Source organism: Bisbaumannia pacifica, assembly GCF_007989625.1.
Lineage (GTDB): Bacteria > Pseudomonadota > Gammaproteobacteria > Pseudomonadales > Halomonadaceae > Bisbaumannia > Bisbaumannia pacifica.
This window is the reverse complement of record NZ_BJUK01000006.1, coordinates 104,051-117,597: the sequence shown is the minus strand read 5'-3', so window position 1 is coordinate 117,597 and position 13,547 is coordinate 104,051. Positions and strand designations below refer to the sequence as shown.

Below are 13,547 nucleotides of genomic sequence, written 5' to 3'. Positions count from 1 at the left end.
TACATGAGGATTCCGAGCACCGCCGGCAGCCAGGATATCGAGCGCAGTCGCGAAATACCCTTTTCTTAACGACGCAGGCCGAGGCGCTGGATCAAAGCCTGATAGCGCTCGAAGTCCTTGCGCTTCAGGTAGTCCAGCAGCTTACGACGCTGGTTAACCATGCGGATCAGGCCACGACGGGAGTGGTGATCCTGCTTGTTGCTCTTGAAGTGATCCTGCAGGCCATCGATGTTGGCGCTCAGCAGGGCCACCTGCACTTCGGGGGAACCGGTGTCGTTCTCGCCACGGCCGAATTCCTTGACGATCTCGGCCTTCTGTTCAGCGGTCAGTGCCATCTGTATCTCCAGTAAGCAATATGCCTGAATGATGAATGGGTGAGACCACGCATATTTGCAGTCTCGGCGATGCTCCCTAAGATGCGGCCGCGCTACTCAGCAGCCGCTTCGGCGCCACCTCCTGTGGCCCCGCCACCACACCGAGGCCCAGGAAGGCCCCGTCATGATAGAGTCGTACCGTGCTCTCCACGGCCAGCGCTCCGACCTCGAGCCGCGCCGGCTGACCGTGGGTCAGCCGCTTGGCCGCGTCGGCCGCCACCGTCAATGACGGCAGATGCGCCACCAGCACATCCATGGGTAACAGATGCGCCTGGCGCTCAGCGTCCTCGAATCCCTCCAGGGCCTCGAGGGTCAGCATTCCTTCCGCCGTGAAGGGCCCGGTCTTCAGGCGCCGCAGGGCGGTAAGATGAGCCCCACATCCCAGCGCCTCGCCGATGTCCTCGGCCAGGGTGCGGATATAGGTGCCCTTGCTGACGCTGGCTTCCAGCGTGAATTCCTCGCCCTCCAGGGCGAGAAGGCGCACATCATAAACCGTCACGCGGCGGACTGCACGCTCGATCGTCTTGCCCTCGCGGGCCAATTCATAGAGCGGGCGGCCCTGATGCTTGAGCGCCGAATACATCGGCGGCAGCTGCTCGATCTCGCCGCGAAAGCGCGCCAGGACCGCCTCGATGCTCGCCTCATCCAGCGCCGGCACCGGCCGCTCCTGGAGCACCTCGCCCTCGGCGTCGCCGGTGGTGGTGGTCACCCCCAGGCGCAGCCGGGCGCGATAGACCTTATCGGCGTCCAGCAGCTGCGACGAGAACTTGGTGGCCTCGCCGAAGCACACCGGCAGCAGGCCGGTGGCCATCGGGTCCAGGGTGCCGGTATGCCCGGCCTTCTGGGCCTGATAGAGGCGCCGGGCGCGCTGCAGGGCCTGGTTGCTGGACAGCCCCTGGGGCTTGTCCAGCAGCAGGACGCCGTCGATGGGCAGCCCGCGACGACGCCTGGCCATTACTCCGACTCCTCGTCATCCCGCTGGCCGCGATCGCTGGCTACCGCCTCGTCGATCAGCGAGGAGAGCCGCTGGCCGCGTACCACGCTCTCATCGTAGTGGAAGCGCAGCTCCGGCACATGGCGCAGCTTGATGCGACGGCCGACCTGACCGCGCAGGAAGCCCGCCGCCCGGCGCAGGATGCCCAGGTTGGCCTTGATCGTCTCGGCATCGTTCTCGCCCAGCAGGGTGATGTAGACATCGGCATAACCGAGGTCACGACTCACCTTGACGCCGCTGACGGTGACCATGCCCAGGCGCGGATCCTTGACCTCACGCTGGATGAGTACCGCCAGCTCCTTCTGCAGCTGGTCGGCGACCCGGTCGGTACGCTTGAATTCGCGCATGGGACTCTGCTCCTAGGGCGTTACAGCGAGCGCTCGACCTTGACCTGATCGAAGACCTCGATCTTGTCGCCGACCTGGACATCGTTGTAGTTCTTCACGCCGATGCCACACTCCATGCCGTTGCGGACTTCCTGGACATCGTCCTTGAAGCGACGCAGCGACTCGAGCTCGCCCTCGTAGATGACCACGTTGTCGCGCAGCACGCGGATCTTCTTGCTGCGGTAGACGGTACCCTCGACCACCATGCAGCCGGCCACGGCACCGATCTTGGGCGCGCGGAAGACGTCGCGAACCTCGGCCACACCGACGATCTCCTCCTTCCACTCCGGTGCCAGCATGCCGCTCATGGCCTGCTTGACCTCGTCGATCAGGTGGTAGATGACGCTGTAGTAGCGCAGGTCCAGGCCTTCGCGCTCGATGATCTCGCGGGCGGCGGCGTCGGCACGCACGTTGAAGCCCACCACGATGGCCTCGGAAGCCAGCGCCAGGTTGGCGTCGGTACCGGTGATACCGCCGACCCCGGAGGAGACCACGGAGACCTGCACCTCGTCAGTGGAGAGCTCTTCCAGGGCGCCCTTGATGGCCTCCAGGGAGCCCTGGACGTCGGCCTTGAGGACGATATTGACCTTGGCCACCTCGTCCTGGCCCATCTGGCTGAACATGTTCTCCAGCTTGGCCTTCTGCTGGCGGGCCAGGCGCACCTCGCGGTACTTGCCCTGACGGAAGTTGGCGACCTCGCGGGCCTTCTTCTCGTCGGCCACCACCATGAAGTCGTCACCGGCGTCCGGGGTGCCGTCGAGGCCCTGGATCTCCACCGGCATGGCCGGCCCCACGGAGTCGACCTGCTTGCCCAGCTCGTTGGTCAGGGCGCGCACCCGGCCGTAGTGCAGGCCGGCGAGGACGATATCGCCCTTCTTCAGGGTGCCGTTCTGAACCAGCACGGTGGCCACCGGGCCGCGGCCCTTGTCGAGACGCGACTCGACCACCACGCCCTTGCCGGGCGCTTCCGGCACGGCCTTGAGCTCGAGCACCTCGGAGACCAGCTGCACGGCCTCGATCAGGTCATCGATGCCCTCGCCGGTCTTGGCGGAGACATGCACGAACTGGGTGTCGCCACCCCACTCCTCGGAGATGACCCCGTGCTGGGAGAGTTCGTTCTTGACCCGATCGGGATCCGCGGCGGGCTTGTCGATCTTGTTGACCGCCACCACCATGGGCACTTCGGCGGCCTTGGAGTGCTCGATCGCCTCGATGGTCTGGGGCATGACGCCGTCATCGGCGGCCACCACCAGGATCACCACGTCGGTGGCCTTGGCACCGCGGGCACGCATGGCGGTAAAGGCCGCGTGACCCGGGGTGTCCAGGAAGGTCACCCCACCGTGCTGGCCTTCCACATGGTAGGCGCCGATATGCTGGGTGATGCCGCCGGCTTCGCCGGTGGCGACCTTGGCCTGACGGATATAGTCGAGCAGCGAGGTCTTGCCGTGGTCGACGTGACCCATCACGGTGACCACCGGCGAGCGGGTGATCTCCTCGCCCTCGTAGGAGATGCCGGCGAGGACCTCGGTCTCCAGCGCATCGTCCTTGACCAGCTTGGGCGTATGGCCCATCTCTTCCACCACGATCGCGGCGGTGTCCTGATCGATGGTCTGGTTGATGGTCACCGCGGCGCCCATGGTGAACATCGCCTTGATCACCTCGTTGGCCTTGATCGACATCTTGTCGGCCAGGTCGGCGACGCTGATCGACTCGGGGATCGAGACCTCGCGCACGATCGGCTGGGTCGGCTTCTGGAAGCCGTGCTTGCCGCCGCTATCGCGACCACCGCCACGGCGGGTGCTGCGACGCTCGGCGCGCTTGACCTTCTTGGCACCACCACGGCGACGCTCTTCACGGTCGTCATCGCGATCGTGGCGGCCCTTCTTGGCGGAGGCCTTCTTGGGCGGCGCGGTGCGACGGTCGGTGCGACCCTCCTTGGGCGGCGCCGGGGGCTGGTCGCCGGCGGGCTCGCTGGTATCCAGCTCGGGCACCGGCACCTCCGGCACCTCGGCGGCCTTCTCGGCCTCGAGCTTGGCGGCGGCTTCCTGGGCGGCCTGCTCGGCGGCACGCGCCTTGGCCTCTTCCGCCTCGCGGGCCTCGCGCTTGGCCTCGGCCTCGGCCATGTCACCCACCAGCTGGCGGGGGCCATGATCCTGCGCCTTGGGTTCCTCGGCGAGCTGCTCTTCCTCGCGCTTGACGTAGGTACGCTTCTTGCGCACCTGCACCTCGATGGTCTTGCCCCGCTCACCGGTCTTGATACGGCTCTTGGTCTTGCGGGTCAGGGTAATGCGATTCCTGGCCCCGGCACCGCTGCCGCCGTGGCTCTTGGTGAGGTAATCGAGCAGGCACCGCTTGTCCTCTTCGGAGACGGCGTCGCTCTCGGACTTATGGGACAGCCCGGCTTCTTTCATCTGTTCCAGCAGGCGAGGCACGTCGCGCCCCACCTTGGCTGCAAAATCTTTAACGGTCATGTCTGACATTGCGACCCTCCTGAGCCCGTGACCTGTTTACTGTTCGCTCTCGAACCATGGCGCACGGGCAGTCATGATCAGTGCCGCTGCGCGCTCTTCGTCCAACTCGTCGATGTCCGCCAGGTCGTCGACGGACTGCTCGGCCAGATCCTCCATCGTGACGATGCCGCGACTGGCGAGGATAAAGGCCAGGTGACGCTCCATGCCCTCCATCGCCAGCAGGTCATCGGCGGGCTGAGCACCATCGAGCTCCTCCTCGGAGGCAATGGCCAGGTTCAATAGCTCGTCCTTGGCCCGTGCCCGCAGCTCTTCGATCAGCTCTTCATCGAGCTCCTCGATTTCGAGCATCTCCTCGGCGGGCACATAGGCGATCTCTTCCAGGGTGGTGAAGCCCTCTTCCACCAGCAGGCGAGCGAGGTCCTCGTCGATCTCCAGGTGCTGGATGAAGTGCTCCACCAGGCTGTCGATCTCCTGCTCGCGCTTGCCCTCGGCCTCTTCCTCGGTCATGACGTTGAGCCGCCAACCGGTGAGCTCCGAGGCCAGGCGCACGTTCTGGCCGCTACGGCCGATGGCCTGAGCCAGGTTGTCTTCGGCCACGGCCACATCCATGGCCCCGGACTCCTCGTCCACCAGGATGGAGGCCACGTCGGCCGGCGCCATGGCGTTGATCACCAGCTGCGCGGGGTTGTCGTCCCAGAGGATGATATCGACCCGCTCGTTCTGCAGCTCGGTGGAGACCGCCTGGACCCGGGAACCGCGCATGCCGACGCAGGCACCCACCGGATCGATGCGGCGATCATTGGTCTTGACGGCGATCTTGGCCCGAGAGCCCGGATCGCGGGCGGCGCCCTTGATCTCGATGAGCTGCTCGGCGATCTCCGGCACCTCGATCTTGAACAGCTCGATGATCAACTCCGGGCAGGTGCGCGAGAGGATCAGCTGCGAGCCACGGGCCTCGGGATCGACCTTCATCAGCACCGCACGAACCCGCTCGTTCATACGGTAACGCTCGCCGGGAATCATCTCGCTGCGCGGCAGGAAGGCCTCGGCGTTATCGCCGAGGTCGACGATCAGGCCATCGCGGGTGGTCTTCTTGACGATCCCGGAGACCAGCTCGCCTTCGCGATCGGAGTAGAGGCGCACCACCTCGGCCCGCTCCGCCTCGCGCACCTTCTGCACGATGACCTGCTTGGCGGTCTGGGCGGCGATGCGGCCGAAGGCCGCATTCTCGATTTTCTCTTCCACCACGTCGCCCAGGCCGAGGGGCGGATCCCGCCGCTCCGCATAGCTGAGCTTGATCTCGGCGTCGGGGTTCTCGAAGTCGTCGTCGTCGAGCACCTCCCAGCGACGGAAGGTCTCGTATTCGCCGGTGACGCGGTTGATCTTGACCCGGACGCTGACTTCCTGGTCCTCGAAGCGCTTGCGAGAGGCGCTGGCCAGCGCCGCCTCCACCGCCTCGAAGATCACTTCGCGCGGCACGCCCTTTTCGTTGGAGATGGCGTCAACGACCGCCAGAATCTCTTTGCTCATGCCATAGCCTCGCCAATAAACCTGTCCTTAGTCATCGAACCGCGGCACGACGCGCGCCTGCTCGATGCTGTCGATGGGAAAGCAGTACTCCTCGCCATCGAGTTGCAACAACACCTCGTCGCCCTCGACGCCGGCCAGCAGGCCCTGAAACTTGCGCCGCCCCTCGAAGGCCAGACGCAACTTGAGCGTCACGGTATGACCGCGATAGCGCGCATAGTGGTCGAGGGTAAAGAGGGGTCGATCGATGCCCGGGGATGACACCTCGAGACGGTATTCGCCGGGAATCGGATCCTCCACATCGAAGATGGCACTGACCTGACGGCTGATGGCCGCGCAGTCGTCCACCGTGACCCCTTCGGGGCCGTCGATATAGATCACCAGTCGGGAATGCTTGCCCTGGGAAAGGTAGTCGATCCCCCAGAGCTCGAAGCCCATGGCGGTCACCACCGGTTCGATGAGCGCCTTGAGCGCTGAGTCCTTGATTGCCACGACGAAGACTCCTACAGCCGTTGCATCAGGCACCTGGCCAGGAGCGATAGATAAGCTAGGTGACCGATGGGCGTGCTGCCAGACAGGCTGTCAACTAGACGGCCAAGTGGATGAGCGGCTAACAAAAAGCCCCTTCACTGGAAGGGGCCTTTTACAAGAAACCTTTCACACCAAATTGGCCGTCTCGCCAAAATGGTAGCGGGGACCGGATTTGAACCGATGACCTTCGGGTTATGAGCCCGACGAGCTACCAGACTGCTCCACCCCGCATCTACAGGTCGGCGAGTATAGGTAATGGTTGCTTTAGAGTCAAGCCACTACGTCGCCATGGTGCTGATCTTGCGGAAAACGCAACCTGCGTTTTCGAATGGTGCCGAAGGCGGGACTTGAACCCGCACGGCCATAAGGCCACTACCCCCTCAAGATAGCGTGTCTACCAATTCCACCACTTCGGCATCAGGGGAGTGCTATGCGAAGACCGGCTCACTCGCCTGTCTCCTCGAGCACTGGCGCTGAATTATCCAGATCTTGCTGCCCTTCGTCAAGGGTCGGCAGCGAATTTTGCTGCTCGATCAGGCGCGCATCGGGAATCCCGGCCTCCGGCGCATTGCCGGCCTGGCTGGCGAAGTAGGCCAGGGTCAGGGAGGTGGCGAAGAAGGCCGCCGCCAGGATGCCGGTCAGCTTGGCCAGGAAGCTTCCGCTACCCCGGGAGCCGAACACGGTCTGGGAGGCACCGCCACCGAAGGCGGCACCGGCTTCGGCGCCCTTGCCCTGCTGCAGCAGGATAAGGGCGACCAGGGCGATGGCGATCGCCACGTGGATCATCAGAATGGCAACTTGCATGGATTCAACCTGCTGACTGGCAAATGGCTAGGAAATCGTCGACCTTGAGGGAGGCTCCGCCCACCAGGCCGCCGTCGATATCGGGTTGGGAAAGCAGCTCGCCGGCATTCCCGGCGTTCATGCTGCCACCGTAGAGCAGCCGCATGGCGCTAGCGAGCTCGGCATCGAAGCTCGCCTGGTAGTCGCGGATGGCGGCCATCACCTCCTGGGCCTGCTGCGGCGTGGCCGTGCGGCCGGTACCGATCGCCCACACCGGTTCATAGGCGATCACCACACGCGAGCGTTGCTGCGGCTCGAGGCGCGACATCACGAAGCCCACCTGACGCAACACCACCTCCATGGTACGCCCGGCATCGCGCTCCTCGAGGGTCTCGCCCACGCAGAGCACCGGGATCAGGTCGACGCCGAGGGCGGCCAGCAGGCGGTCATAGACCTGCTCGTCGCTCTCGCGATAGAGCTGGCGACGCTCCGAATGCCCCACCAGGGCATAACGCACGCCGAATTCACACAGCATGCGCCCGCTCACCTCGCCGGTATGGGCCCCCGAGTGGAGCGGATTCAGGGTCTGGGCCCCGAGGCCGATGGGCGTCTCGGCGAAGGCACGCCGCGCCGCCTCCAGATAGGGAAACGGCGGAAAGATCGCCACCTCGAGGCCGTCCGGCAGCTCGGCCTCGGCAAAGGCACGCCCGAACGCCTCGACCAGGTCGGCCGAGCCATTCATCTTCCAGTTGCCGGCAATCAGCGGCGTACGCATAGACTGTCCTCGTTCACGGTGGAGCGAAATGGTATAGGAGCGGCCCTAGCATGACAACCGCCGCCTGACAACCTCGCGGACCCTCGGCCTCAGGCCATCTGCGCGCGCACATCGGCGGCGATGCGTTCGGCCAGGGCCTCCACGTCGAAGTGGGCACGCCCCTCCACCATCACCCGGATCAGCGGTTCGGTGCCGGAGGGGCGCAGCAGCACCCGCCCCTCATCGCCGAGCTCCGCCTCCACGGCGGCGACCGCCTCCTGCAGCGCCGGCGCCGCCATCAGCGACTTGGCGTCGCTCCCCGGCGCCAGGCGCACGTTGACCAGCGCCTGGGGCACCTTCTCCAGGCCGGCGAGCAGCCGCGCCAGGGGCTGCCCCTCGCGGACCATGATGGCCACCGCCTGGAGGGCGGCGACGATGCCATCGCCGGTGGTCTGCACATGGCCACAGACGATATGCCCGGAAGACTCGCCGCCCAGCTGCCAGGCATTGGCGGCCAGGCGCTCCATCACGTAGCGGTCGCCCACCTTGGCGCGCTCGAAGGGGATACCCAGGCGGGCGAAGGCCAGCTCGAGGCCGAAGTTGGTCATCAGGGTGCCGACCACGCCGCCGCCCAGCTCGCCCCGCTCATGGCGATCCTTGGCGATCAGGTAGAGGATATCGTCACCATCCACCTCACGGCCGTCGGCATCCACCAGCAATACCCGGTCGCCGTCGCCATCGAAGGCGATGCCCAGGTCGGCGCCACGCTGGATCACCGCGGCACGCAGGGCCGCCGGATGGGTGGAGCCCACCTCGCGGTTGATATTGAGGCCATCCGGCTCGGCGCCGATCAGGCTCACCTCGGCGCCCAACTCGCGGAACACGCTGGGGGCGATGTGGTAGGTGGCCCCATGGGCGCAGTCGAGCACGACCTTCATGCCATGCAGGCTGAGGCGGTCGGGGATGGTCGACTTGCAGAACTCGATATAGCGCCCCGGGGCGTCGTTGATGCGCACTGCCTTGCCCAGCTCGGCGGCGGCTACCGTGGTCAGCGGCTCGTCCAGCTCGGCCTCGATGCGCGCCTCGATGGCGTCATCCAGCTTGGCCCCCTCGGCGGAGAAGAACTTGATGCCGTTGTCGGCGAAGGGGTTATGGGAGGCCGAGATCACGATACCGGCATCGGCACGAAAGGTGCGAGTCAGGTAGGCGATCCCCGGGGTCGGCATGGGGCCCAACAGGGAGACGTCCACTCCGGCGGCGGAGAGCCCCGCCTCCAGGGCCGACTCGAAGAGGTAGCCGGAGATCCGCGTATCCTTGCCGATCAATACCTTGGTGCGCCCCTGACGGGCCAGCACCCGGCCGGTGGCCCAACCCAGCTTGAGCATGAAGTCGGGGGTGATGGGGAACTCCCCCACGGTGCCACGGATCCCGTCCGTGCCGAAATAGCGTCGACTCATGGGTCACATCCTTCCTGGAGTACGGCCCAGGTCATATTGATGGCATCCACGCTGGGCCCCACATCATGGACACGCAGGATTCGCGCGCCGCGCTCCACGGCCAGGGCCGCCAGGGCCAGGCCGCCGGGCAGGCGTTCCTCGACGGGGCGCTCCAGCACCTTGCCGATCATGCTCTTGCGGGACATGCCCACCAACAGCGGCAGCTTGAGTGCCTGCAGACGATCCATGCGGTGCAGCAGGCGCAGGTTATGCTCCACGGTCTTGGCGAAGCCGAAGCCGGGGTCGAGCAGCAGCCGCTCGGGGCGCAACCCCGAGGCCAGGCAGGCGGCCACCCGCGCCTCGAGAAAGTCGGCCACCGCCTCCTCCACCGGCACCTCGTAATGAGGCGCCACCTGCATGTCGCCGGGCTCGCCGAGCATGTGCATCAGGCATACCGGCAGGCCGCTATGGGCCGCCGCCTGCAGGGCCCCCTCGCGACGCAGGGCACGCACGTCGTTGAGCATCCCCGCCCCCAGGGCGGCGCTCTCGCGCATCACCTCGGGACTGCTGGTGTCCACCGAGACCAGGGCATCCAGCTCGCGCACCAGGGCCTCCACCACCGGGGCAACCCGATCCAGCTCCTGCTGGGGCGCCACCGGCACGGCGCCGGGTCGGGTCGACTCTCCCCCCACGTCGATGATGGCGGCTCCTTCGGCGAGCATCTGCTCGGCGTGACGCAGGGCATCATCCAGCGCCACATGGCGCCCGCCGTCGGAGAAGGAGTCCGGGGTGACATTGAGAATCCCCATGACTCGGGGATAGGAGAGATCGAGCCGATGGCGACCACAATGGAGCATGGTCGCGGGTTGTCCGTCGCTCATGGGGCGGGTCCTGACAGGGTAGGCAAAGAGAGGGAACCTACTCTAATCAGCCACCCGGCACCATGCAAGACGACAGGCAGAGACGACACAGGCGCCCCGAGGGGCGCCTGCTGTGGTTCCGTCACTCCCGACCTACTGGCCGGCGGGACCGCCGAGGGGATCCGAGGGCCGACGGCGCGGCTCGTCATCCTCCTCGTCATCGCCCTCCTCGGCGGAGGGCGCCTCGGCATCGTCCGGCCTGGCCTGGGCATCCGGGGTAATGCCGGCACCACCGCTGCCATCGTCATCCCAACCCTCGGGCGGACGCGGATCGCGCCCTTCCATGATGTCCCTGAGCTGGTCGGCATCGATGGTCTCGTACTTCATCAGCGCCTCGGCCATGGCATCCAGCTTGTCGCGGTTCTCCTCGAGGATCTGCTTGGCCTTGGCGTAGCAGTCGTCGATGATGCGCCGCACTTCCTTGTCGAGCTTGGAGGTGGTCTCACCGGACTTGAACTTGCCGCCGCCCTGGCCCGGGCCGCCGAGGAACTGGTGCGACTCGTCCTCGTCGTACATGATCGGCCCGAGTTCCTCGGAGAGGCCCCACTTGGCGACCATGTTGTGGGCCAGCTCGGTGGCGCGCTTGATATCGTTCGACGCCCCGGTGGTCACGCCATCCGGCCCCAGGGTCATCTCCTCGGCGATGCGCCCGCCGAACAGCGAGCAGATCTGGCTGATGATCTGCTGACGGGAGAGGCTATAGCGATCCTCCTCCGGCAGGAACATGGTCACCCCCAGGGCGCGGCCACGGGGAATGATGGTGACCTTGTAGACCGGATCGTGCTCCGGCATCACCAGGCCGATGATGGCGTGGCCCGACTCGTGATAGGCGGTGTTCAGCTTCTCCTTCTCGGACATCACCATGGACTTGCGCTCGGCGCCCATCATGATCTTGTCCTTGGCCAGCTCCAGCTCGTCCATGCCCACCAGGCGCTTGTTGCGACGCGCGGCGAACAGGGCAGCCTCGTTGACCAGGTTGGCCAGGTCGGCACCGGAGAAGCCCGGGGTACCGCGGGCGATCAACGACGGCTTGACGTCATCGGCCAGGGGCACCTTGCGCAGGTGCACATTGAGGATATGCTCGCGGCCGCGAATATCCGGCAGACCCACGGTGACCTGGCGGTCGAAACGGCCCGGGCGCAACAGCGCCGGATCGAGCACGTCGGGGCGGTTGGTGGCGGCGATGACGATGATGCCTTCGTTGGCCTCGAAGCCGTCCATCTCCACCAGCAGCTGGTTGAGGGTCTGCTCGCGCTCGTCGTTGCCGCCGCCCATGCCGACGCCACGGGAACGGCCCACGGCATCGATCTCGTCGATGAAGATGATGCAGGGCGCCTGCTTCTTGGCCTGCTCGAACATGTCGCGCACCCGCGAGGCGCCCACGCCGACGAACATCTCGACGAAGTCGGAACCGGAGATCGAGAAGAAAGGCACCTTGGCCTCGCCGGCGATCGACTTGGCCAGCAGCGTCTTACCGGTCCCCGGCGGGCCCACCATCAGCACGCCGCGGGGAATGGTGCCGCCCAGGCGCTGGAACTTGGAGGGGTCGCGCAGGAAATCGACCAGCTCCTCCACCTCTTCCTTGGCCTCGTCACAGCCGGCCACGTCGGCGAAGGTGGTCTTGATCTGGTCCTGGGAGAGCAGCTTGGCCTTGGACTTGCCGAAGCTCATGGGACCGCCCTTGCCGCCGCCGCCGCCCTGCATCTGACGCATGAAGAAGAGGAAGATCGCCAGGATGATCAGGATCGGGAAGCTGGCCACCAGCAGCCGCGTCCACAGGCTCTGGCGCTCGGGTTCCTTGCCCACCACGGTGACGTTATTGGAGAGCAAATCGTCCATCAGCTTGGGATCTTCCGCCGCCGGGCGAATGGTCTGGAAGGACGAGCCATCGCTGCGCTCACCGGTGATGGTGTAGCCATCGATGGTGACGCTGCGCACCTGCTGGTTCTGCACCTGCTGGACGAACTGGGAATAGTTCATCGTCTGCGGTGAGTTATCGACACTGAAGTTGTTGAACACCGTCAGCAATATTGCCGCGATGACCAACCACAGGATCAGGTTCTTCGCCATATCATTCAAGGGAACACCCTCATTGCTAAATCGATCTGCGTACCGGCTAGACCTTCGACATTACAGCAGCCGCGGGTGTTCAACCACCCTGACGGGACGACAGTGGCATATCTTTCGCCCCCTGTCCGGCTATTGCCTCGGTTGATGGAAGCTATCGCCGCCCTAGCCCTTGAATCCTTCCGCCAGCAGGTAGACCTCGCGGGAACGCGCCCGCGAGGCCTCCGGCTTGCGGGTCACCACCCGAGCGAAGCTGCCGCGCAGCTCCCTCAGGTAGGCATCGAAACCTTCACCCTGAAACACCTTGGCCAGGAAGCGCCCCCCGGGGCTCAGGGTCTGGCGCGCCAGATCCAGCGCCAGCTCCACCAGGTACATGGCCTGGGGCTGATCGATGGCGGCCATGCCACTCATATTGGGGGCCATATCGGACATCACCAGGTCCACCGGCCGCTCCCCCAGGGTAGCGAGGATCGCCTCCAGGGCCGCCTCCTCGGTAAAGTCCCCCTGGATGAACTCGACCCCGGCCAGGGCATCCATCTCGAGAATATCGGAAGCGATCACCAGGCCCTTGGCGCCCACCTTCTCGGCGGCCACCTGGCTCCAGCCGCCGGGCGCCGCCCCCAGGTCGATCACCGTCATGCCCGGCGTGAAGAGCCGGTCCTTGGCATCCAGCTCGAGCAGCTTGTAGCTGGCGCGGCTGCGGTAGCCCTCCTGCCAGGAGCGCTGCACATATTGATCGTCGAAATGCTCCTTGAGCCAACCGGCACTGGACTTGCTGGCATGACGCGGAGACGCGGACTTGCGGGGACGGGAAGGAGATGTCACTAGGGCACCTGGGATCGGGAGTTCGCCACACGGAGAGCGGGGTCGGTCGGCGCCGACGGGAGGCTTTCACCGCGACGGCTTTCGCCTTACCATGGCGGGTTCAGCGCAACCGGAAATCTCAAGATACCATGAGCTTGTCACAGGCACAAAAGAAAGCATTTCGCAGCATCGGCCACCACCTCAACCCCGTGGTCACCCTCTCCGAGAACGGCATCTCCGAGGGCGTCCTGGCCGAGCTGGACCGGGCGCTGGCGGATCACGAGCTGATCAAGGTCAAGCTGGCCCTGCCCGACCGCGACGACCGGGCCGCCATGATCGCCGAACTGGTGGCGAACAGCGGCGCCGAACTGGTGCAGACCATCGGCAAGATGGCCCTGCTCTACCGCAAGAACCCCAAGGCCAACCCCAAGCTCTCGAATATCCAGCGTTTCGAAGGCCACCACGGCCGGCACTGACGCTTCGCGCGAGCGGGAGGCCGT

13 protein-coding genes and 2 tRNA genes are annotated in these 13,547 nt (G+C 65.7%); 1 reads left to right on the top strand and 14 read right to left on the bottom strand.

Annotation, left to right across the window (positions count from 1 at the left end):
- Positions 1-65 precede the first annotated feature (65 nt).
- The 14 genes from rpsO to rlmE form a co-directional block, all read right to left on the bottom strand.
- Entirely contained in the window at positions 66-335 is a 270-nt protein-coding gene (gene rpsO / locus HPA02_RS04015) for a 30S ribosomal protein S15 (protein WP_146801790.1), read from the bottom strand.
- A gap of 76 nt (positions 336-411) precedes the next feature.
- Entirely contained in the window at positions 412-1,329 is a 918-nt protein-coding gene (gene truB / locus HPA02_RS04010; RefSeq protein WP_146801789.1) for a tRNA pseudouridine(55) synthase TruB, read from the bottom strand.
- Positions 1,329-1,715: a 30S ribosome-binding factor RbfA gene (gene rbfA / locus HPA02_RS04005; RefSeq protein ID WP_146801788.1), complete on the bottom strand. Its 387-nt coding sequence runs from the start codon at positions 1,713-1,715 to the stop codon at positions 1,329-1,331. Before rbfA ends, truB begins: the two co-directional genes overlap by 1 nt.
- Before the next feature lie 20 nt (positions 1,716-1,735).
- On the bottom strand, positions 1,736-4,234 hold the full coding sequence (gene infB / locus HPA02_RS04000) for a translation initiation factor IF-2 (RefSeq protein WP_146801787.1): 2,499 nt from the start codon (positions 4,232-4,234) through the stop codon (positions 1,736-1,738).
- Positions 4,235-4,261: 27 nt separating this feature from the next.
- Positions 4,262-5,755, bottom strand: coding sequence for a transcription termination factor NusA (nusA, locus tag HPA02_RS03995; protein WP_146801786.1), 1,494 nt, complete (start codon positions 5,753-5,755; stop codon positions 4,262-4,264).
- Positions 5,756-5,782: 27 nt separating this feature from the next.
- On the bottom strand, positions 5,783-6,244 hold the full coding sequence (rimP, locus tag HPA02_RS03990) for a ribosome maturation factor RimP (RefSeq protein ID WP_146801785.1): 462 nt from the start codon (positions 6,242-6,244) through the stop codon (positions 5,783-5,785).
- Positions 6,245-6,437: 193 nt separating this feature from the next.
- Positions 6,438-6,514: transfer RNA gene (locus tag HPA02_RS03985), tRNA-Met, on the bottom strand.
- 98 nt (positions 6,515-6,612) lie between these two features.
- Positions 6,613-6,699, bottom strand: a tRNA-Leu gene (locus HPA02_RS03980).
- A 28-nt stretch (positions 6,700-6,727) separates the two neighbouring features.
- A complete protein-coding gene (gene secG / locus HPA02_RS03975; RefSeq protein ID WP_146801784.1) occupies positions 6,728-7,087 on the bottom strand; it encodes a preprotein translocase subunit SecG in 360 nt (119 codons plus the stop codon).
- Positions 7,088-7,091: 4 nt separating this feature from the next.
- Positions 7,092-7,841 (bottom strand): triose-phosphate isomerase, encoded by a 750-nt coding sequence (tpiA, locus tag HPA02_RS03970; protein ID WP_146801783.1) that lies wholly within the window; start codon positions 7,839-7,841, stop codon positions 7,092-7,094.
- A gap of 89 nt (positions 7,842-7,930) precedes the next feature.
- Positions 7,931-9,277 carry a phosphoglucosamine mutase gene (gene glmM / locus HPA02_RS03965; protein ID WP_146801782.1) on the bottom strand — a complete coding sequence of 449 codons (1,347 nt, stop codon included), beginning with the start codon at positions 9,275-9,277 and terminating at the stop codon, positions 7,931-7,933.
- Positions 9,274-10,137, bottom strand: a complete 864-nt coding sequence (folP, locus tag HPA02_RS03960; protein ID WP_146801781.1) for a dihydropteroate synthase — start codon at positions 10,135-10,137, stop codon at positions 9,274-9,276. The genes glmM and folP overlap by 4 nt, the downstream gene beginning before the upstream one ends.
- Positions 10,138-10,269: 132 nt before the next feature.
- Positions 10,270-12,255, bottom strand: a complete 1,986-nt coding sequence (gene ftsH / locus HPA02_RS03955; RefSeq protein ID WP_146801780.1) for an ATP-dependent zinc metalloprotease FtsH — start codon at positions 12,253-12,255, stop codon at positions 10,270-10,272.
- A gap of 153 nt (positions 12,256-12,408) precedes the next feature.
- Positions 12,409-13,068 carry a 23S rRNA (uridine(2552)-2'-O)-methyltransferase RlmE gene (gene rlmE, locus HPA02_RS03950; protein WP_146801779.1) on the bottom strand — a complete coding sequence of 220 codons (660 nt, stop codon included), beginning with the start codon at positions 13,066-13,068 and terminating at the stop codon, positions 12,409-12,411.
- Between the two features lie 128 nt (positions 13,069-13,196).
- Here rlmE and yhbY point away from each other — a divergent pair, with 128 nt between their 5' ends.
- Positions 13,197-13,523, top strand: coding sequence for a ribosome assembly RNA-binding protein YhbY (yhbY, locus tag HPA02_RS03945; protein ID WP_146801778.1), 327 nt, complete (start codon positions 13,197-13,199; stop codon positions 13,521-13,523).
- Positions 13,524-13,547: the final 24 nt, after the last annotated feature.

What these genes read in the sequence shown, in the direction of transcription:
- glmM (WP_146801782.1), bottom strand. Translation starts at nt 9,277, where the DNA reads ATGAGTCGACGCTATTTCGGCACGGACGGGATCCGTGGCACCGTGGGG.
- infB (WP_146801787.1), bottom strand. Translation starts at nt 4,234, where the DNA reads ATGTCAGACATGACCGTTAAAGATTTTGCAGCCAAGGTGGGGCGCGAC.
- tpiA (WP_146801783.1), bottom strand. Translation starts at nt 7,841, where the DNA reads ATGCGTACGCCGCTGATTGCCGGCAACTGGAAGATGAATGGCTCGGCC.
- folP (WP_146801781.1), bottom strand. Translation starts at nt 10,137, where the DNA reads ATGAGCGACGGACAACCCGCGACCATGCTCCATTGTGGTCGCCATCGG.
- nusA (WP_146801786.1), bottom strand. Translation starts at nt 5,755, where the DNA reads ATGAGCAAAGAGATTCTGGCGGTCGTTGACGCCATCTCCAACGAAAAG.
- rpsO (WP_146801790.1), bottom strand. Translation starts at nt 335, where the DNA reads ATGGCACTGACCGCTGAACAGAAGGCCGAGATCGTCAAGGAATTCGGC.
- yhbY (WP_146801778.1), top strand. Translation starts at nt 13,197, where the DNA reads ATGAGCTTGTCACAGGCACAAAAGAAAGCATTTCGCAGCATCGGCCAC.
- rbfA (WP_146801788.1), bottom strand. Translation starts at nt 1,715, where the DNA reads ATGCGCGAATTCAAGCGTACCGACCGGGTCGCCGACCAGCTGCAGAAG.
- truB (WP_146801789.1), bottom strand. Translation starts at nt 1,329, where the DNA reads ATGGCCAGGCGTCGTCGCGGGCTGCCCATCGACGGCGTCCTGCTGCTG.
- secG (WP_146801784.1), bottom strand. Translation starts at nt 7,087, where the DNA reads ATGCAAGTTGCCATTCTGATGATCCACGTGGCGATCGCCATCGCCCTG.